This window comes from Streptomyces sp. CA-251247 (genome assembly GCF_050952975.1).
GTDB classification, from domain to species: domain Bacteria; phylum Actinomycetota; class Actinomycetes; order Streptomycetales; family Streptomycetaceae; genus Streptomyces; species Streptomyces achmelvichensis.
On the sequence record NZ_CP191861.1, the window covers coordinates 7,070,201 to 7,089,557 of the forward strand.

Consider the following 19,357-nt stretch of genomic DNA (forward strand, 5'->3'; position numbering starts at 1 on the left):
GTGCCTCACTGCTGCATCTGCTGCTGGGCCTTGTTCAGACGTTCCTTGACGGACGCCGTGGTCACCGGGCGTCCGGCCGCGGCGTCCGCCCACAGCTCCTTCACGGCGGTGCCGACCGTGGTCTCGAACTGCGACTCCGTGGGAACCTGCGGCAGCGGCGCGGCACTCGTGGACAGCGTGTCGCGCAGGACCTTCAGGTCGGGTGCGGCGAACGCCGGGTCCTGCTGCGCGGCCGTGACCGGCGGGATCGATCCATAGGTCTTGTTGAGGAGCTTCTGCTCGGCGTCGCTGGTCATGAACTTCACGAACCTCTTCGCGCCGTCCACGTTCTTGGTGTTGTTGAAGACCGCGATGTTGATGCCGGCGACCATGGAGTTGGTGTTCGCGCCGGTGCCGGGTGCGCCCTGCTGGACGGGGACGGGGGCCACGCCCCAGTCGGCGGGCTTCATGCCCTGGGCCGCGAAGGTGGACGCGGCGGCCTGCCACAGCACCATCGCCGTCTTGCCGCGGGCGAAGTCCTGGAGCGACTGGTTCTGCGCGTACTCCGCGTTGCCCGGAGCGACGATCTTGTCCTTGGCCATGAAGTCCACGTACTGCTTCACCGCGGCGACCGCGCCGTCGGAGGTGAAGGTGGGCTTGCCGGCGGAGTCGAAGAAGTCCGCCTTGTGCTGCTTGGCGAGGACGAAGACCTGGTGGATGTTGTTGGCGAGGTTGCCGCCCTCGGCACCCAGCGCCCACTTCCCGCCCTGGGAGATCTTCTTGCCGTCCGCCACGAGCTGGTCCCAGGTGGCCGGCGGCTGCGAGATGCCCGCGTCGGCGAACATCTTCTTGTTGTAGTAGAGGGCGTACGCGAGCGAGTACAGCGGCACGGCCGCGGGGTCCTTGCCCTCGGCGCCCGCGGAGGCGACGGCCGAGTCGACGAAGCGGTCCCGTCCGCCGATGGCGTCGAAGTTCTTCTGGTCCCACGGCAGCAGGGCGCCCGTGGCCTGGAGCGAGGCGGACCAGGTGTTGCCGATGTTCAGGACGTCGGGGCCCTGTCCGGAACTCGTGGCGGCGAGGATCCGGTTGAGGAGGTCGGACCAGGGAATGACCTCCAACTTGACCTTGATGCCCGTTTCCTTCTCGAACTTCTTGAGTTCGGGCGTGAGGATCTTCTTGTCGGCCTCGATGTTGGGGCCCTGGTTGGAGGCCCAGTACGTGAGTGTTTTGGGGGATTCGTTGCTGCCGCTTCCGTCGGTGGAGGAACCACCGCCGCAGCCGGATATGGCGACGAGCGCGCTGATGACGGTGACGGCTGCTGCGGCTCTGATGGTGCGCATGAGAGATGGCCCCTTCCCGGGGATGGCTGCGTTCGACTCCCGAACGGCATCCATGACTTAATTTAGATCGTGATTTAAGAGGTGAGGGAAGGTCGCGTCAAGGTCTGCGACCGGGGTATGTTGCGACGAGGGAAGGAGCACCATGGCGGAGCGCAACAGACGGACAGTGCGTGACCTGCGGCGCGGCAACCGGGCCAGGGTTCTGCAACGGTTGTATTTCGACGGCCCGTTGAGCCGCCAGGAGCTCGGACCGGCCACCGGCCTGAGTTCAGGCTCTATCAGCAATGTGGTGGCCGAGCTGGTCGCCGAAGGAGTGCTCGAAGAGGCCGGCGTCGTCGACTCCGACGGCGGCCGACCGCGCACCCTGCTGCGTGTCACCCCGTCCGGCGGTCTGCTCATCGGCATCGACATCGGCGAGACCCGCGTACGGGTGGAACTCTTCGACCTGTCCCTCACCGAGCTCGCCCGCACCGAACGGCTGCTGGCCCAGCACGGCTACGACGTCGACCGGGTCGTCTCCCATGTGAGCATCGGCGTGGCCGATGTCCTGCGGGACGCCGGCGTGGACGCGGCCGGACTGCTCGGCATCGGCATCGGCGTGCCCGGCATCATCGAGCAGGACGCGCGAGACGGCGCGATCGTGCACGGCCAGACCATCGGCTGGACCGCCGTCCCCTTCGAGAAACTGCTCCGCGACGCCATCGAACTGCCCCGGGAAGTACCGCTGTTCATCGACAACGGCGCCAAGACCCTCGGCCAGGCCGAGATGTGGTTCGGCGGCGGACGCGGCGCACGGGAAGCGGCCGTGGCCCTCATCGGGTCCGGCGTCGGCGCCTGTGTCGTCCACGCCGCCACCCGCGAGGAGTCCGCCAGCAACAGCGCCCTGGAATGGGGTCACACCACGGTCCGGATCCGGGGCAGGCGCTGCCGCTGCGGATCCCTCGGCTGTCTGGAGGCGTACGCCGGCGCAGAGGCGCTTCGCGAACGCTGGCAGGAGGCGGGCGGCCCGCTCCCGGCCGGCGCCGATGACGAGACCGCGCTCGCCACCTTGCTGACCGCCGCCTTCCCCGGGCCCCACGGCCCCGATCCGGACCCCGTCGCGCTCTCCCTGCTCGACGACACCGCCGAGTACCTGGGCGCCGCGGTCGCCGACCTGATCAACCTCTTCCGTCCCGAGCGCATCCTGCTCGGCGGCTGGGCCGGACTGCTGATCGGACCCCATCTGCTCCCCGAAGTGCGCCGGTACGCGGGCGAGTACGCCCTCGACCACGCCGCCGCCCGTACCACCATCGAACTCGGCCGGCTCGGCCCCGACGCCGTCACCGTCGGCGCCGCGACCCTGCCGCTCGCCGACTTCCTCGCCCGGGGCGGCAGCCGTCCGCCGGCTGCCGGGGGCGGAGATCCGGCGGGCGCCGAGCGGGTCGGCGCCGGCCGCCGCTGGTCACCCGCCCCGGCCGCGACCGAGGGCGCCCCCGGCTGATCACCGGGACGGCTCTGTCGCCCCCTGCGCCCCCGGTACGCCGGACCTGAACCCTTGTCACGGTCGGTGCACAGCACCTAAGTTGACCGCTTGCGACGTGACCTACATGTCAGTGGGGGAGTCTCGAGATGGCCGCAACCGGTCGGCACCGCCGATATCAGCCGAGCCGCATCAACCGCGCCTCACTCACCGTCACCGCGGGCGGAGCAGGTATGGCGCTGCCGCTCATCGGTGCCGGTACGACGCATGCGGCCTCCGTGGACGTCTGGGAGAAGGTGGCCGCCTGCGAGTCCACCAACAACTGGCGGATCAACACCGGCAACGGCTACTACGGCGGGCTCCAGTTCACCCAGTCCACCTGGGAGGCCTACGGCGGCAGGCAGTACGCCCCGCGCGCCGACCTCGCCGGCAAGGACCAGCAGATAGCCGTGGCCGAGAAGGTCCTCAAGGGGCAGGGCCCGGGGGCGTGGCCGGTCTGCTCGGCCCGCGCCGGTCTCTCCCGCGGCGGTGATGCTCCGGACATCACGCCGGAGGGCCGATTAGCGGCGAAGGCCGACGCGAAGAGCAAGCAGAGCGAACGACGGGACAGACCCGCCGCCCAGCGGCAGTCAGCGCCCCTGAAGGCGACGCCGACGACGGTGCCCACGCACCGGGAGGGCTACACCGTGGCCCGCGGCGACTCGCTCTCCCGGATCGCCGATGCCGAAGAGGTCCGCGGCGGCTGGCAGGGCCTGTACGCACAGAACCGTACGGTCGTGGGGCCCGACCCCGACCTCATCCATCCCGGCCAGAAGCTGATCCTCCGCATCGAGGCGCCCAAGAGCCGCACGGGACCCGTTCCGTCCGCCGAGGCACCCGAGCGCAGGCCCGCGGCCAAGCCCCGCCCGGCCCCGAGGCAGCAGGCACCCAAGCAGCAGGCACCGAAGAAGCAGGTGCCCAAGCAGCAGGCCGCCAAGCCCGCACACGTCAAGAAGCCGGCGCAGAGGTCCGGCTTCAGCGCCCCGGTCGACGCCTCCACCGGCACGCCGTACCGCAAGGCGGGCTCCTCCTGGTCCAGCGGCTACCACACAGGCGTCGACTTCCCCGTCCCGACCGGGACCTCCGTGAAGTCCGTCGCTTCCGGCCGGGTCGTCTCGGCAGGCTGGGGCGGTGCGTACGGCTATCAGGTCGTCATCCGTCACACGGACGGCAAGTACAGCCAGTACGCGCATCTGTCGGCGCTCACCGTGCGCTCCGGACAGCACGTCACCAGCGGCCAGCGGATCGGCCGCTCGGGGTCCACCGGCAACAGCTCAGGACCGCATCTCCACTTCGAGATCCGTACGGGTCCGGGCTACGGATCCGATATCGATCCCCTCGCCTACCTCAGGGCGGGCGGCGTCCCGGTCTGAGACCGGGGTCCGCTGCTCGGGCGCTGTCATCGGCGTCCCGGGGGTCTGTGACGACCGGTCGTCCCCGGGCGCGTGCCGGTCGTCCCGGGGCCCGCGCCCGTCCGCGTCTCCCGCCGCCGGGGAACCGTCCGCGTCGTTCCTCCCGGCGGCGAGACGTTCCGTCGTCAGCAGGATCAGACCGCCGGCCGCCAGGGCGCCGAAGCCGAGCGCGAGCAGGGTGCCCGGGATGCCGCCCCGGAACGATTCGCCGAACATCGTGATGCCGACGGCCGCCGCGATGACCGGGTTGACCACGGTCACCGTGGCCAGCGGCGCGGCCAGACCCGCACCGCGGTAGGACGCCTGGGACAGCAGCAGACCGCCGATCGCCAGCACCGCCACCACCAGCAGACTGCTCCACTGGGCGAGCGGGGCCGACCAGTCCCAGTCCACCGCCACCGTCTTGGTGAACACCGACGCGATACCGAAGGCCACACCGGCCGACGCGGCCAGCAGCACACTGCGCAGTACCGGCCGGTGGATGGTCTGGGCGACCAGGAAGAGCAGAGCCACCCCGCCGAACGTCGCCGCCGCGAGCACCCCGCGCTGGCCCGTGCCCAGCGAGTGGGCGTCCGCCGTGTCGGTCAGTGCCAGCAGACCGGCGAGACCGGCGGTCGCCATCAGCGCGCCCTTCCACGCGGTGGCGCCCACCCCACGCCGTACGAACAGAGCGGCCATCGGCAGGGCGAAGACGATCGTGAGCGCGCCGAGCGGCTGCACCAGGCTCAGCGGCCCGTACGCCAGCGCGACGACGTGGAGCACCGCACCCAGGGAGTTCAGGGCCACGGCGAACCACCACCCCGCGTGGTGGAGCGGGGCATAGGGCCGGGCGGAGGTGGATGCCGCGACATGCTCCTGCACGATCGCCCCGGCCGCATAGGCGACCGCGGAGACCAGTGACAGCAGCACTGCCAGCACAAGGGAACTCATAGAGACCACGATCTCCCTGTTCCGCGTTCGCGTCGTCGTCCTTGAGCAGGCATTTGGACGTACTGCCGACGTAGTACGAGCCTAGGCCAAAAGTCCCCCGTGCGGCGGGCGAGCAGGTCAGCGGGGGTGGACCGGTGTACGCCCGACGAGGTGTACGCCCGACGCTACGGTGACCGGTGTTGCGCAGTGGTCGAGAAATGCTCGAGAACAGGGCGGTGAGCAGGGGATGGAACTGACGGAGCTGGACGCCGTCGGCGGTTTCTTCGCGCTGCGCACGGATCCGTCCGGCGGCAAAGGGGCGCCCCTGGCCCGGCTGTACGCCGGCGAGACCGCTCCCCTCACCTCCAGGATCGACACCGTCGCCGCCCGCCTCGGCACCGGCGAGCGGCGCGTGGCCGCGTCCGTCGCGCACCTGGGGCTCGCGGCCCGGCTGTGGTCCATCGCCCTCGGGTCGGCCGCGCTCCACGGCGAGATCCCCGATCTCGATCCTGCGCGGCTGCACTGGGCACCCGAACGCAGCGCACCCGACGATCTGTGGCTCACCGGCTCCGGTTCACTGTCCGCGACCGCGGTCACCCTGCGTGAGGCGGTCCAGTACGGGCATCTCGTCCCCCTTGCCGACGCGCTGCGTCAGGACACGCCCGTCTCCCGGCAGCTGCTGTGGGGAAACGCCGGCTCGGCACTCGCCGGAGCCGTGCGCATGCTCGCCGACTGGGCCCGCCGCGGCGGCAGGACCGCTGTCGGCGAACGGGCCGCCGCCCTCGCCGCCGAGCTGCTGAGTCACCCCGATCTGGCGGGCACCGTCCGCGGCCCGGCCATGCGCCGCAGCACATGCTGTCTCTACTACCGTGTGCCCGGCGGCGGGCTGTGCGGCGACTGCGTCTTCGACCGTCCGCCCCGCCGGACGGCGCAGTGATCCTGACCGCGGTCTTCCCCGTACGCCGTGCGTGGGTGACCATCAAGGGGTGAAGGTCGGACTGCTCACACGCGAGTACCCCCCGGACGTGTACGGGGGCGCCGGTGTCCATGTGGAGTTTCTCGCCCGGGAGTTGAGAGCGCTCGCCGACCTGGAGGTCCACTGCTGGGGCGAGGGCGAGGCGGAAGGGGTGCTGCGGCACCGGGCGCCCGCCCAGCTCGACGGCGCGAACGACGCACTGCGCACCTTCGCCGTCGACCTGGCCATGGCCGCCGAGCTCGGCGGCCGCGAACTGGTCCACTCCCACACCTGGTACGCCAACCTGGCGGGTCATCTCGCCAAGCTCCTCCACGGAGTCCCGCATGTGATGACGGCGCATTCCCTGGAGCCGCTGCGGCCCTGGAAGGCGGAGCAGCTCGGTGGCGGTTACGCCCTCTCCAGCTGGGCCGAGCGCACGGCGATCGAGTCGGCCGACGCGGTCGTCGCCGTGTCCCGCGGTATGAGGGACGACATCCTCGCCTGCTATCCCGCCCTCGACGCCGATCGCGTGCACGTGATCCACAACGGCATCGACACCCGGCTCTACCGGCCCGATCACGAGACGGCAGCGCTGAGGCGGATCGGTCTCGACCCCGACCGGCCCTTCGTCCTGTTCGTCGGCCGCATCACCCGGCAGAAGGGGGTCCCGCACCTGCTGCGCGCGGCCCGCTCCTTCGACCCCGGTGCCCAGCTGGTGCTGTGTGCCGGAGCGCCTGACACCCCCGAGATCGGGGCCGAGTTCCGGGAACTCGTCGACGAACTGGAACGCGTGCGCGACGGCGTGCACTGGATCCCCGAGATGCTGCCACGGCCGCAGGTCATCCAACTCCTCAGTCATGCGGCCGTGTTCGTCTGTCCCTCGGTCTACGAACCGCTCGGCATCGTCAACCTGGAGGCCATGGCGTGCGGCACCCCCGTCGTCGCCTCCTCGGTCGGCGGCATCCCCGAGGTCGTGGACGACGGACGCACCGGACTGCTCGTGCCCTACGAGGCACGTCACCCGGAGGATTTCGAATCCGGTCTTACCCAGGCGGTGAACCGGGTACTCGACGATCCGGCGGAGGCGGCCAGGATGGGCGCCGCCGGACGGCAGCGCGCGGTGCGCGAGTTCGGCTGGGACCAGGTGGCCCGGCGGACGTACGAGCTGTACGAGGACCTGCTCAAGCAGGTGTGACAGGGACGGCAGTGCGACACACACAGCAGGTGTGAGGGGGCACGATGCGCGGTGGACCTTCGGTGCTCGGGATCGTTCTGGCCGGCGGGGAGGGCAAGCGGCTGATGCCGCTCACCGCCGACCGTGCGAAACCGGCGGTGACGTTCGGCGGGATGTACCGCCTCGTCGACTTCGTCCTCTCCAGTCTCGTCAACGGCGACATTCTGCGCATCTGCGTGCTGACGCAGTACAAGTCGCACTCGCTGGACCGCCATGTCACCACCACCTGGCGGATGTCGAGTCTGCTCGGCAACTACGTGACACCGGTCCCGGCCCAACAGAGGCTCGGCCGGCGGTGGTACCTCGGCAGCGCGGACGCGATCCTCCAGTCGCTCAACCTGGTCAACGACGAACAGCCCGACTACATCGCCGTGTTCGGTGCCGACCACGTGTACCGGATGGACCCGCGGCAGATGCTCAAGCAGCACATCGAGGGGGGAGCAGGGGTCACCGTCGCCGGGATCAGGGTTCCGCGCGCCGAGGCCTCGTCCTTCGGGATCATCACGCCCGCCTCCGACGGCGCGAGAGTGGAGCGGTTCCTCGAGAAGCCCGCGGACCCGCCCGGACTGCCCGGCGATCCCGGTCGGGTGTTCGCCTCCATGGGCAACTACCTCTTCACCACCAAGGTCCTCGTCGACGCGCTGTACCGGGACGCCGAGGACGACAACTCCGTCCATGACATGGGCGGTTCGATCCTGCCGATGCTCACGGAGCAGGGCATGGCGCAGGTCTACGACTTCAACGAGAACCATGTGCCGGGGGAGACGCCGCGGGAACACGGCTACTGGCGTGACGTGGGCACCCTCGATTCGTACTACGACGCCCACATGGATCTGATCCCCGACCGGCCGGCCTTCGACCTGTACAACCGCCGCTGGCCGATCTACACGCACCCGGGCCAGCTGCCCCCGGCCCGCTTCATCGGTGCCGGCATCGCGAGCGAGTCGATCGTCAGCCCCGGATGTGTCGTCCGCGGGCAGGTCACCCGGTCCGTCCTGTCTCCCGGTGTGATGGTCGGGGAGGGTGCGGTGGTGCAGGGTTCTGTGCTGCACGACAACGTCCGCATAGGCAGGGGCGCCGTCGTCCGCGGTTCGATCCTGGACAAGAACGTCGACGTGCCGCCGGGTGCGACCATCGGCGTCAACCCCGAGCGCGATCAGGAGCTTTACACCGTCTCCAAGAACGGTGTCATCGCGCTCGGTAAAGGCCAGAGGGTTCTGTGAGCCGTCCTGTGAACGCGCTGTGACCTGAACCCCGATTGCGGATCACCCTGTCCGGGCACCACTCAGAGGTAGGGGCACGCCGTCGCGCATCCGCGGAGCACGGCAGCCCCGTTCGGCTTTGAGGCTGCCATCGACCGGGACGGAGTGATGAGGATGCGTACGCAAGGGCGCACCCGTCGGCGCGCCGCGCGTGCGACGTATCAACTGCCGCAGGCGGAGACCTCCGCCCGCTGGGCGCGCCATCTGACGACGGTCTTCCTGAGCCGCCGGTGCGGCGAGCCGGTGACAGGGGGCCAGATCGAGGACGCCACCCTTGTCGTGTCCGAGCTGGTCACCAACGCCACCCGGCACGGCCGCAGCGGCTGCCGGCTGCGGCTCCATGTCGACCCGGGCCGGGTCACCGTCGAGGTGGAGGACGCCAGTCCGATACACCCGCGAGTGTGCTCGCCCCTGGAGAGCGACGAGAGCGGGCGCGGCATCTTCATGGTGCGCGAGCTCTCCCGGCACTTCGCGGTGCGGGGCGGACCGGGCGGCGGCAAGACCGTCCAGGCGGTGCTCGCCGCGTCCTGAGGAGTGCTGAGGACGCTCACCGCTGCTGTTCGGCACGGGCTGAGGCCATACACCGGGGTCGAGCTCCGTGTGCGTCGACCTGAGCCCCGTCCGCCGCGCACCGTGGCAGACCCTGAGGACCGGCACGGCGTATTCGGCGGGGAACCCGGTCTTGTCGGCCGCCACGAACATCGAGCCCGACGGAAGGCCGCGGTCGGGCGCGAGCCGCGGGATCATCCGGTTGCACGCGAGCTGGTGAGCGGCCGTCGGCGGATGCCGGTGTTGTTGAGACAGGCGTCGAGCAGATCGGGCTCCGCCGCATCGACTCCGCGCTCACGGCACAGCTCGATCCTGGCCGTCATCAGCGTGCGCCGCCTCGTCCCTGAAGCCGTCGATGCCGTAGACGGGCGTGCATCCCTTGTTCCCACCGGTCGCCACCGGTCGCCCCCGCCCCAGCAGCCGACAACAAAAGAGTGCTGGACAAGAAAAGTGTTCGGTGAGACGGTGGAGCCATGTTGGACGTCACAGTGATCGAGGACTCGGCGGCAGCCGCCGTCTCGCTGGACCCCGTGCGCTCCCGGCTCCTGGCGGAGCTCGCCGCGGGCCCCGCCTCGGCGGCCATGCTCGCCGGCCGGGTCGGGCTGCCCCGTCAGAAGGTGAACTACCACCTCAAGGCGCTGGAGCGGCACGGACTGGTCGAACTGGCCGGTGAACGCCGCAAGGGCAACGTCACGGAGCGACTGATGCAGGCCACAGCGGCCTCGTATGTCATCTCTCCGCTGGCTCTGGCCGCGGTGCAGCCGGACCCGGCAGGGTTCCGCGACCAGCTCTCCGCGCGCTGGATGCTCGCCGTCGCCGCGCGCCTCGTGCGCGACGTCGGCAGCCTGATCACCGGCGCGGCCAAGGCGCGCAAGCGACTCGCGACCTACGCCCTGGACGGCGAGGTGCGGTTCGCCTCCGCCGCCGACCGTGCGGCCTTCGTCGAGGAACTCACCCAGGGCGTGAGCGCGCTGATCGCCCGGTACCACGCCGAGGACGCCCCGGGCGGCCGCGACCACCGCCTTGTCGTGGCGCTCCACCCGACCGTGAAGATCCCGGACGCCGTCGAGGGGGCGGACGCCGGGGACCCGGACACCGGGAGCCCCGCCGCGCTGCCCGGGGAGCCGTCATGACGGGGCCGCCCGGTCCCCGCGTCCCTCACCTCGCCGGCGCGCCGCGGAACGCCTGACCGGCCATCCGCGCCACCCCTTTGTCAACGCACCGAACCAGCACGACACAAGGAGACGTCATGTCCAAGGAATTCGAGATCGTCCGGGAGTTCGAGGTCGACGCCGAGCCCCAGCAGGTCTGGGAGGCGATCACCACCGGGACCGCCGGCTGGCTCTGGCCGATGGAGTACGAACCCCGCGAGGGAGGTGCCGCACCTCACGGCGGCACCGTCACCGCCTGGGACCCGCCCCACCGGCTGACCGGCCGCACCGAGGACGCGGAGGGCATCACGCAGCAGACCTTCAATCAGCTCGATCACGTCATCGAGCCCCGCGAGGGCGGCGGCTCCTGGGTGCGCTACGTGCACAGCGGCATCCTGGTCGAGGACTGGGACAACCAGTACGACGGTGCCAACAAGCACACCGACTTCTATCTGCACACCCTGCGTCAGTACCTGCTGCACTACACCGGCAAGGCGGCCGTGTTCATGAGCGTCGACGCCCCCGACACCTCGAACGAGCCGGGCGGTCTCGACGTCGTGAGCCGGGGACTCGGGGTGGCGGACGACGCGACCGAGGGCGCGGCCGTACGCGTCGAACTGCCCGGCACCGGCCCGGTCGACGCCGTCCTCGACTACCGCAATCCCTACTTCGTGGGGCTGCGCACCGACGACGCCATGTACCGCGTCTTCGGCCGCAACCACTTCGGCGCTCCCGTCGGCGTCAGCGTCCACGACTTCGCCGCCGGAGCGGACGCGCAGAAGAACGAGGAGGCCTGGCGCACCTGGCTGACCGGCCTGTTCGCGTAGCCGTCCCGTGCCGCGCCGTCGGTCTTCCCGGATCAGCCGGGCCGGGGGAGACCGACGCCGCCGGGTGGGGGACACCGAGGACGACCGAGGCCGGGTGGGCGGGGGGCACCGGCGGCGGGCGCGCAGGGCCGAAGCCCCGGGGCACGGGATTTTGTCGTCACCCATTTGCTCAGTAAAGTTGCGCTTTTGAAACCCCCACAGCGCGCGAGCGACCGAGGAACGGCAAAGGCCATGACGGTGACAGAGGACAGTCAGGTGTTCGGTTCGGGCATCGACCCGGAGCGGATGGCCGTCTGCCTGAGCGTGCTCGACGAGCTCGACAAGCTGGACGTCGACCACCCCGACGCCATCGCGGTCCGCCGGGCCACCGCCGGTATCTACCGGACCGTGAAGCAGCGCCGCCGCCAGGAGCGCCGCGCCGCCAAGACCGCGCACGACAAGTCGGTCACCGAGGCCACCGCGACCGGATCCGCCGAGCGGATCGACGACGAGACCGAGGGCCTCCTGCCGTCGTCCTCGGCCACCGGCGAGATCGCCGGCATACTCCAGCGCCCCCGGTCCTGCTACATCTGCAAGACCCGCTACGTCGAGGTCGACGCCTTCTACCACCAGCTCTGCCAGAACTGCGCGGCCGAGAACCGGGCCCGCCGCGACGCCCGGACCGACCTCACCGGCAAGCGGGCCCTCCTCACCGGCGGGCGCGCCAAGATCGGTATGTACATCGCGCTGCGGCTGCTCCGTGACGGTGCTCACACCACGATCACCACGCGCTTCCCGAACGACGCGATCCGCCGCTTCAAAGCGATGCCGGACAGCGACGAGTGGATCCATCGCCTCAAGATCGTCGGTATCGACCTGCGCGACCCGGCGCAGGTCGTCGCGCTCGCCGACTCCGTCTCGGCGCAGGGCCCCCTGGACATCCTGATCAACAACGCGGCCCAGACGGTACGCCGGTCCCCGCAGGCCTACAGCGAACTCGTCAGTGCCGAGTCCGCCCCGCTGCCCGCCGGTGAACTGCCGCCCGCCGAGGTCATCGGCACCTTCGGCAGCGGCGCGGTGGAGACGGTGGCCGCGCTGCCCTCCGCCGCGGGCGAGGGCCTCACCGCCCAGGACGTGACCGGGCTCGCTCTCGTCAGCGGCTCGGCGTCCCCGGCGCGGATCGCGGCCGGCAACGCGATCGACGCAGGCGGTCTGGTCCCCGATCTGCACCACACCAACAGCTGGATCCAGACGGTGTCCGAGGTCGACCCGGTGGAGCTGCTCGAGGTCCAGCTGTGCAACTCCACGGCCCCGTTCATCCTCATCAGCAGGCTTCGCCCGGCGATGGCCGCCTCCGCCGCCAAGCGCACCTACGTGGTGAACGTCTCCGCGATGGAGGGTGTCTTCAGCCGCGGCTACAAGGGTGCGGGCCACCCGCACACCAACATGGCCAAGGCCGCGCTGAACATGCTCACCCGCACCAGCGCCCAGGAGATGTTCGAGAGCAACGGCATCCTGATGACCGCCGTCGACACCGGATGGATCACCGACGAGCGCCCGCACCCCGACAAGATGCGTCTCGCGGACGAGGGCTTCCACGCCCCGCTCGACCTGATCGACGGTGCCGCCCGCGTCTACGACCCGATCGTGCGCGGCGAGTCCGGTGAGGACCTCTTCGGCTGCTTCCTCAAGGACTACGCTCCGGCGAACTGGTAACCCTCCCTCCCTGGTGGACGGCGTACGGGACTCCCGTGCGCCGTCTTCTGCGTACCGGACGCGGTCCCGGCGGGAGGCCCTCGTGGGGGACCGATGCGCCGGTCTCCGGTCGCCGTCGGCCTGCGCCGTGGACCCTGCCCCGGCCGCCTCTTGTCCGTGGCCGGCCACCACACCCGCTACTCCATCCGGGTGTCCGGCCGGGACGGCCGTGGCGCCCGCCCGGCGTCCTCGTCGGCCGGTCTCCCCTCGCCCGCCGGACCGGTGCCGAGGAGGCCCCGGTCCCCGCTGCCGCGCCGGAGTCGAGGCGGCCCCGTGATCATCCCGGGGCCGTTCGCCCCCGATCCCCGAAGGCCCGGACAGGCGGAGATCGTTGGCCGGATTTGCGTTGATTTTACGGCCCCATAGAGCGGGCCACTGCTCATTTGGTTACTCTGAGGCGAACGGACGCCACCAAGGGGTTCACGAAAACCACTTGGCCGTCCTGGGACAAGCCTGCAACCAGGCTGCGGTCCCGCCCGAAGACCGGCGCCACCGCGACCGAACTGCCTTGTCCCAGTTACGCGACACAGAGGAGTGCGCGGTGACACCTGATGTGAAGAAACACGAGAAGCGACCGCTGGAACTCAGCGGCGAGCGGTCCCGTCGTCCCGACGAGCTCGGAAGCCTGGAAGTCTGGGCCCGTTCGGCCCCGATCCGGCTGGCCGGCTACGAGGACGACCTGGCAGAGCCGCACATCCTGCCCGGCATCGACTGAGCGGATCGCTTCACCCCGTGCCCCCTGCCGTCGGCAGGGGGCACGAACGGTCAAAGTGCCGCGCGCATCCCGTCACCGACGAGTACGTCCCCACCGGGCCTTCTCCGTCCCGTCGGCGATTGCCGACCCGATCAGGCTTGTGCGGTGGGCAGTTGACTCCACGTCCACGGTCCTGTTCACCGCCCCGAAGCGCGGTCGGCATAAGGTGTGCGGGTGATCCACGGCGAGACCGACGCAGAGATCCTGGACGCGCTGGTGACCGATGCCGGACTCGCCGCGCTCGACGAGTCGTGGGAGTCGGTGTTCCGAACGACAGCCTCTAGGTGACCGGCTTCCACTTCTCGGGGTACTTGTGGATCGCCGTGAGCATGCCGTCGAACAGCGGCTTGTCGAAGATGAGACCGTTGGCGGCCTCCGGGATCCGCTTGTCGTTGATCACGACGGTCGGGGTTCCCGGCCCCAACGATGCGGGGCCGTCCGCAGCGTCGTAGGCCGCCTGCGAGGCCGTGACGAAGTTCCGGTACTTCATGGTGGTGACGGCGTGGTCGAACTCCTTGCCGCGCAGGCCCGGCACCGTGGCCGCCAGCTTCAGCAGACGGCCTGTGGTGAACCCGCCGGACATCTCCGCCCTGGCCCGGTTCCGGATGAGCACCGCGTGGAATTCGGTGAACCGGCCCGCGTCCACCGCTGCCCGCAGGGCGTTGACCGCGTTCTTCGAGCCGTCGCCCCCCAGGCTTTCGTCGCGGAACGAGGCGAAGGTGTATTCCGTCTTCACCTGGCGGCTGATGGTCTTCGCCCTCAGCACCGAGGCGCCGCCGTGGAGTTCGAACTCCTCGACCACCGGGCACCGGGGATCCTCGTACACGCGCACGGTCGTCCGCGCCGCCGGGTCCCCCACGATGATCGTGGTGCCGTCCGGTGCCGGCTTCTCCGGCAGGTGTGCCTCGCTCGCGTACGCCGTCACCTCGGCGGCCTTCGGGGCAGCGGTCCCGGTCCCTGGTACGCAGCCGGCCAACGGGGCCGCCAGCACACCCGCCGTCGCAACCGCGGACATCCGTCTCCCCCACGTCACCTGCATCAAAACCCCTCCCCTTGATCACAGGGACACTAGAGCCCCCCTCCGTGAAGCGCACATGTATTCGGTCGCCGCGCCGACCGGTCATGACCACCGCACCCTGATTCATCCGATGGATGGGCGAGGAAACTCCCGTCTTTCGCTGTCCAGCGTATTGACAGGTTCCCGACACCCTTCAATCATCGGACCTCATGACCGAACTTCCCAGGCGCCATGTACTCGGAATGACGGCGGGGGCGGCAGTCGGCGCCGCCCTCATCACCCCGGCCACGGCCGATGCGAGCCCGCACGCGACACCACGCGGTACGACAGGCGGTGACTGGGGCACGGTCCCGGCCGCCGTGCCGGTACCGCTGGACCGCTGGTTCGACAACGACGGCATCGACACCGCGGACGCCCGCGGCGGCAACTTCGACGGCTCCGGCTACACCTTCCCCGGTGAGGAACTCCCCGCAGGCAAGCGGGAGATCGACGGCATCCCCTATCTCTTCCCCACCGCCACCGCGGGGGCCAAGAACAACATCGTCGCGCTCGGCCAGCGCATCGACCTCCCGGCCGGCCGCTATCTCTCGGGGCTCCTTCTCGTCGCGAGCAGCTACGGCGCGGCCTCCGGCACGGCGACCGTCCACTACGCCGACGGCTCCAGCCGGCCCGTGGCGCTCGGTGGCCCCGACTGGTACTCCGGCAGCGGTGCGATCACCGCCGCGTACCGCTACACCCCCACCGGTGCCAAGGACCCGCACCCGGTCGTCATCGCCACCGCCGAACTCACCATGGATGCGACGAAGGAGGCCGTGGCGCTGACGCTGCCGGTCACCAACCCGGCAGAGGTGGACAGGAGTTCCCTCCACATCTTCGCCCTCACTCTCCAGCCGGCAGCCAGTGGACGGGCGTTGGTGCTGCGCGAAGCGCACTCGACGACCTCGATGCTCGGTGCCGGCGCACAGAGCGTCGAGGCCACCGTCATCAACGCCGGCACCGTCGGCATCCTCCCCTCCGACCGGCTCACCGTCTCCGTCGACGTGCCCGGCGCCCGCACGGTCGACCCCGCCACGGTCGGCCGGCTCGCCCCGGGGGAGCAGGCGAGAGTGCGGGTCGGCATCCGCCGCCGTCCCGGTACCCCGCCCGGCACCCGGCAGGACGGCACCGTCCTCGCCCGCGGCCGGGGACAGCAGGCCGCCGCCGCGCGGCGCACCCTGACGCTCGGCGTCCCCGACTACGAGCCCACCGATGCCTCGCTGAACACCCATCAGGCCCCGTACTGGTTCCAGGACGCCAAGTTCGGCATTTTCATCCACTGGGGTCTCTACTCGGTCCCGGCGTGGGCACCGGTCGGCAAGCAGTACGCCGAGTGGTACTGGAGCCAGATGCAGGACCCGAACAACCCGACGTACGCCCATCACCGCCAGACGTACGGGGAGTCCTTCGCCTACGACGACTTCATTCCGCGGTTCCGGGCGGAGCGGTTCAACCCGCGCTCCTGGGTCGAACTCTTCCGCGACGCCGGAGCGCAGTACCACGTCCTGACCTCCAAGCACCACGAGGGTTTCGCTCTCTGGGACACCAAGGTCAGCGACCGCAACTCGGTGAAGATGGGCCCTCGCCGGGACCTGATCAGGGAGCTCTTCGACGCCTCCCGCCGCTATGCCCCCGAGCTGCACCGCGGCCTGTACTTCTCCATGCCCGAGTGGTTCAACCCCGACAACCCCTGGTCGGGACACGCACCGCGGAACCCGTACACGCTGGAGCCCGTGCCGTACACCGGCCACCGCCGTGGTGACTACATCAAGGATCTTCAGGCACCGCAGATGCTGGAGCTGATCCACGACTACGACCCCGAGGTCCTGTGGTGCGACATCGGCGGGGCGAACGACAGTCACCGGGTGCTCGCGGAGTACTTCAACCACGCGAAGAACCGGGCCCGCCCGATCGAGGTGACCGTCAACAACCGTTCCGGCATCGGGCCGCACGACTTCACGACGCCCGAGTACACGACGTACGACTCGATCGTCACCGACAAGTGGGAGTCGAGCAGGGGACTCGACCCGTTCAGCTACGGCTACAACGCGCAGACCCCCGACGACCGGTACATGACGACCGAGGAGGTGGTGCACTCGCTCGTCGACATCGTCTCCAAGAACGGCAACTTCCTGCTCGACATCGGACCGCGGGCCGACGGCACCATCCCCGAGATCATGGAGCGCCGGCTGCGTGAGACGGGCGCGTGGCTGAAGGTCAACGGCGAGGCGATATACGGCAGTACGTACTGGGCGCGGATGCCGCAGCTCGGCGAGGATCTGCGCTTCACCGTCCGGCCGGACAAGGCCTTCTACATCCACTCGCTCGCCGCACCCGGCAGCACGCTCACCGTCGAGGCGCCGGTGCCGGTCCGCCAGGGCGACCGCGTGACGATGCTCGGCCACGACCGTCCGCTGAACTGGCGTAGCACGGGGGACAAGTTCGTCGTCGACGTGCCGGCCGCGGCCCGCCGGGCGGGCCGGCATGTCTGGGTGTTCAAAGTAGCCTGGTCGGTCTGAGGAACTCGCGCACATGGCTCCGGTGCCACCAGGCACCGGTGGCCCGCAGTTCGCGCCAGGTCGTGTACCGGTAGTGGTACACCCTGGCGCGGACGTACGCGGGCGGGGCGTCGGGGAACGGATTGTGGCGCAGCAGCTTCAGCGTGTCCCGGTCGCCCTCCAGCAGCCGCTCCATGAACGTCCCGAACCAGGGACCGGCGTAGGCGGGGGAGAGCGCGGCGAACCACATCATCCAGTCCAGCCGCAGATGGTAGGGGGCGAACTGACGCGGCATCGCGCGGACGTCGCCGGGCTTGCCCCGGAACCCGTACTCCCGCCACACCGTGCCCTCATGGAGAACGGTCTCCTCGGTGCCCTCGATCACCACTTCGTGGCGGATCCGCCCGACCGTCCCGAACGCACCGTAGGCGTTGACCAGATGCAGCGAGTCGTAGGAGCGGTTCATCTGCTGCCGCCGGGAGAGCAGATTGCGCGCCGGGCGGTAGCTGAGCACCAGGACGAGCACGGTGACCGCGATGACCACGATCTCGTACCAGAGCGGGGTAGCGGGCAGCGCCGGGGCCTCGGCGATCAGTGAGCCGTCGACGGCGGAGAGCGCGAGCACGATCGTGATCCAGTTGAGCCAGGCGAAGTTGCCGGACAGCACCAGCCACAGCTGCGTCACCACGATGAGCGCGGCGGCCGCACCGGCCACCGGCTGTGGCGTGAACAGCAGGAACGGCACGACGAGTTGCGTGACATGGTTGGCGGCCACCTCGACACGGTGGGCCGGGCGCGGCAGATGGTGGAAGAACCAGCTCAGCGGGCCGGGCATCGGCTGGGTCTCGTGGTGGTAGTCCAGACAGGTCAGCTTGCGCCAGCACTCGTCCCCGCGGATCTTGATCAGGCCCGCCCCGAATTCCACCCGGAACAGCACCCAGCGCAGCAGGAACAGCACCAGGACGGGCGGGGCGGTGCGTTCGTTGCCGAGGAAGACGGCCAGGAAGCCGGTCTCCAGCAGCAGGGACTCCCAGCCGAAGCCGTACCAGGTCTGTCCCACGTTGACGATCGACAGATACAGCAGCCACAGCACCGCCCACCAGGCCATCGCCGCCCCGAGCGGGATGTGGTCGGCGGCTCCCGCCAGCAGCGCCGCGGACAGCAGACAGCCGCTCCAGGCGACGAGGGCGAAGAAGCGGTCGGAGTAGTGCAGTTGGAAGAGGCTCGGCGCCTGCCGCCACGGCACCCGGCGTACGAAGGCGGGTACCGGCAGCATCCCCCGTTCGCCGATCAGGGCCCGGAACTGAAGGGCCGCCGTCAGGAAGGCGATCAGGTACACGCCGGCCAGAGCCCGCTGGAACACCAGCCGGCTCAGCCAGTAGTCACTGTCGACGAACCACTCCATCACCTCCAGTATCGGTCCCCGCGAGCCGGCGCACGGTGCGACCGAGCCGGCGCGCGTACGCCGTCTGCATCAGCGGCACGACGGGCCCGCCGGGCCGGGCCCACCAGACCGCCGGGCGGCTGAAGGCCATCACGGTGAACCAGACAGAGCCGTCGTCCCGCAGATCGACGGCGAACGACTCCTCTCCGCGCATGGGGTGCCCCCGCAGGGTGCCGTAGCCGAAACCGGTCCGGTCCCGCTCGTGCACCGTCCACACCACCTCGCAGGGGGCGGTGATCCGCAGCGGGCCGAAGCCCGCGGAGACCTCGACCCGCGCGCCGGGTTCGGCCCGCCGGGCCGTGGTGCGCAGCCGCACCCCGGTGGCCCGGTGCGCACGCCAGGTGGCCACGGCCTCGCCCGCCGCCTCGAACACCGCCCTGCCGCGGCCGATCCGGACCGTGTGATGCAGATGGCGGTAGCCGTCGGGCATCGGCCCGAGGCGGGTGGCCCCGGCCTCCGGGTAGCTCAGGGCGGAGGTGCGGTGGACGCTGTTCATGCGTTCGCCGGCGGTGAGGTCGGCCGAATGGGCGCGAGCTTCGCTGCCCGGGCCGACAGCCGCTCCCGTGTCCCGGGAGCCGGTCCTGCGAGCGTCATGATCACGTTGACCAGCGCGGACATCGTGCACCCCTCCCCGAGGCCGAGCACGTTCACCTTCCCGGAGCCGAGCGTAGGCCTGTACTTGAACGCGTTCAAGTAGCGGAGGTGGCGGCAGTCCGGCAGAACTTGAGAAATGCATCGGGAGAAAAGGTGGGAGAGG

At 70.2% G+C, this 19,357-nt stretch carries 17 protein-coding genes; 11 read left to right on the plus strand and 6 right to left on the minus strand.

The features are described from left to right. Positions 1-5: 5 nt before the first annotated feature. Positions 6-1,319 (minus strand): extracellular solute-binding protein, encoded by a 1,314-nt coding sequence (locus tag ACQPWZ_RS31515; protein ID WP_433573048.1) that lies wholly within the window; start codon positions 1,317-1,319, stop codon positions 6-8. A gap of 142 nt (positions 1,320-1,461) precedes the next feature. Between ACQPWZ_RS31515 and ACQPWZ_RS31520 the strand changes: the two genes are divergently transcribed. Both ACQPWZ_RS31520 and ACQPWZ_RS31525 read left to right on the plus strand, forming a co-directional pair. Continuing rightward, positions 1,462-2,799 (plus strand): ROK family protein, encoded by a 1,338-nt coding sequence (locus ACQPWZ_RS31520; RefSeq protein ID WP_433573049.1) that lies wholly within the window; start codon positions 1,462-1,464, stop codon positions 2,797-2,799. A 128-nt stretch (positions 2,800-2,927) separates the two neighbouring features. After that, positions 2,928-4,190 (plus strand): transglycosylase family protein, encoded by a 1,263-nt coding sequence (locus ACQPWZ_RS31525; RefSeq protein WP_433573050.1) that lies wholly within the window; start codon positions 2,928-2,930, stop codon positions 4,188-4,190. Here ACQPWZ_RS31525 and ACQPWZ_RS31530 read toward each other — a convergent pair. After that, positions 4,092-5,159: a DMT family transporter gene (locus ACQPWZ_RS31530; RefSeq protein ID WP_340476664.1), complete on the minus strand. Its 1,068-nt coding sequence runs from the start codon at positions 5,157-5,159 to the stop codon at positions 4,092-4,094. The genes ACQPWZ_RS31525 and ACQPWZ_RS31530 overlap by 99 nt on opposite strands. A gap of 226 nt (positions 5,160-5,385) precedes the next feature. Here ACQPWZ_RS31530 and ACQPWZ_RS31535 point away from each other — a divergent pair, with 226 nt between their 5' ends. The 4 genes from ACQPWZ_RS31535 (at position 5,386) to ACQPWZ_RS31550 (ending at position 9,120) form a co-directional block, all read left to right on the plus strand. After that, complete coding sequence (locus tag ACQPWZ_RS31535; protein ID WP_433573051.1) at positions 5,386-6,075, plus strand: (2Fe-2S)-binding protein; 690 nt, start codon at positions 5,386-5,388, stop codon at positions 6,073-6,075. Between the two features lie 49 nt (positions 6,076-6,124). After that, positions 6,125-7,288 (plus strand): glycogen synthase, encoded by a 1,164-nt coding sequence (gene glgA, locus ACQPWZ_RS31540; protein WP_340476666.1) that lies wholly within the window; start codon positions 6,125-6,127, stop codon positions 7,286-7,288. 44 nt (positions 7,289-7,332) lie between these two features. Further along, complete coding sequence (gene glgC, locus ACQPWZ_RS31545; protein ID WP_356705648.1) at positions 7,333-8,550, plus strand: glucose-1-phosphate adenylyltransferase; 1,218 nt, start codon at positions 7,333-7,335, stop codon at positions 8,548-8,550. Positions 8,551-8,703: 153 nt separating this feature from the next. Beyond that, complete coding sequence (locus ACQPWZ_RS31550) at positions 8,704-9,120, plus strand: ATP-binding protein (protein ID WP_340476668.1); 417 nt, start codon at positions 8,704-8,706, stop codon at positions 9,118-9,120. Between the two features lie 212 nt (positions 9,121-9,332). Here ACQPWZ_RS31550 and ACQPWZ_RS31555 read toward each other — a convergent pair whose 3' ends face one another. Then, positions 9,333-9,461, minus strand: a complete 129-nt coding sequence (locus tag ACQPWZ_RS31555) for a hypothetical protein (RefSeq protein WP_433573052.1) — start codon at positions 9,459-9,461, stop codon at positions 9,333-9,335. 150 nt (positions 9,462-9,611) lie between these two features. On the opposite strand from ACQPWZ_RS31555, the gene ACQPWZ_RS31560 reads away from it, so the two are divergent. The 4 genes from ACQPWZ_RS31560 to ACQPWZ_RS31575 all read left to right on the plus strand — a co-directional run bounded on the left by ACQPWZ_RS31560 (position 9,612) and on the right by ACQPWZ_RS31575 (position 13,565). Then, the gene (locus ACQPWZ_RS31560) at positions 9,612-10,271 is read left to right on the plus strand and encodes an ArsR/SmtB family transcription factor (protein ID WP_433573053.1); all 660 of its coding nucleotides are present in this window, start codon (positions 9,612-9,614) and stop codon (positions 10,269-10,271) included. A gap of 116 nt (positions 10,272-10,387) precedes the next feature. Then, the gene (locus ACQPWZ_RS31565) at positions 10,388-11,116 is read left to right on the plus strand and encodes an SRPBCC family protein (protein WP_433573054.1); all 729 of its coding nucleotides are present in this window, start codon (positions 10,388-10,390) and stop codon (positions 11,114-11,116) included. 231 nt (positions 11,117-11,347) lie between these two features. Then, positions 11,348-12,811 (plus strand): SDR family NAD(P)-dependent oxidoreductase, encoded by a 1,464-nt coding sequence (locus ACQPWZ_RS31570; RefSeq protein ID WP_433573055.1) that lies wholly within the window; start codon positions 11,348-11,350, stop codon positions 12,809-12,811. Positions 12,812-13,391: 580 nt separating this feature from the next. Then, positions 13,392-13,565 (plus strand): hypothetical protein, encoded by a 174-nt coding sequence (locus tag ACQPWZ_RS31575; RefSeq protein ID WP_340476672.1) that lies wholly within the window; start codon positions 13,392-13,394, stop codon positions 13,563-13,565. A 319-nt stretch (positions 13,566-13,884) separates the two neighbouring features. Here ACQPWZ_RS31575 and ACQPWZ_RS31580 read toward each other — a convergent pair whose 3' ends face one another. Further along, positions 13,885-14,619: a DsbA family protein gene (locus tag ACQPWZ_RS31580; RefSeq protein WP_433573056.1), complete on the minus strand. Its 735-nt coding sequence runs from the start codon at positions 14,617-14,619 to the stop codon at positions 13,885-13,887. 212 nt (positions 14,620-14,831) lie between these two features. Between ACQPWZ_RS31580 and ACQPWZ_RS31585 the strand changes: the two genes are divergently transcribed. Beyond that, positions 14,832-17,177, plus strand: coding sequence for an alpha-L-fucosidase (locus ACQPWZ_RS31585; RefSeq protein WP_433573057.1), 2,346 nt, complete (start codon positions 14,832-14,834; stop codon positions 17,175-17,177). Here the strand turns inward: ACQPWZ_RS31585 and ACQPWZ_RS31590 are convergent. Both ACQPWZ_RS31590 and ACQPWZ_RS31595 read right to left on the minus strand, forming a co-directional pair. Beyond that, a complete protein-coding gene (locus ACQPWZ_RS31590) occupies positions 17,155-18,561 on the minus strand; it encodes a lipase maturation factor family protein (protein ID WP_340476675.1) in 1,407 nt (468 codons plus the stop codon). The two genes, ACQPWZ_RS31585 and ACQPWZ_RS31590, sit on opposite strands and share 23 nt — an antisense overlap. Continuing rightward, a complete protein-coding gene (locus ACQPWZ_RS31595; protein WP_433573058.1) occupies positions 18,539-19,096 on the minus strand; it encodes a DUF1990 family protein in 558 nt (185 codons plus the stop codon). The genes ACQPWZ_RS31590 and ACQPWZ_RS31595 overlap by 23 nt, the downstream gene beginning before the upstream one ends. Positions 19,097-19,357 lie beyond the last annotated feature (261 nt).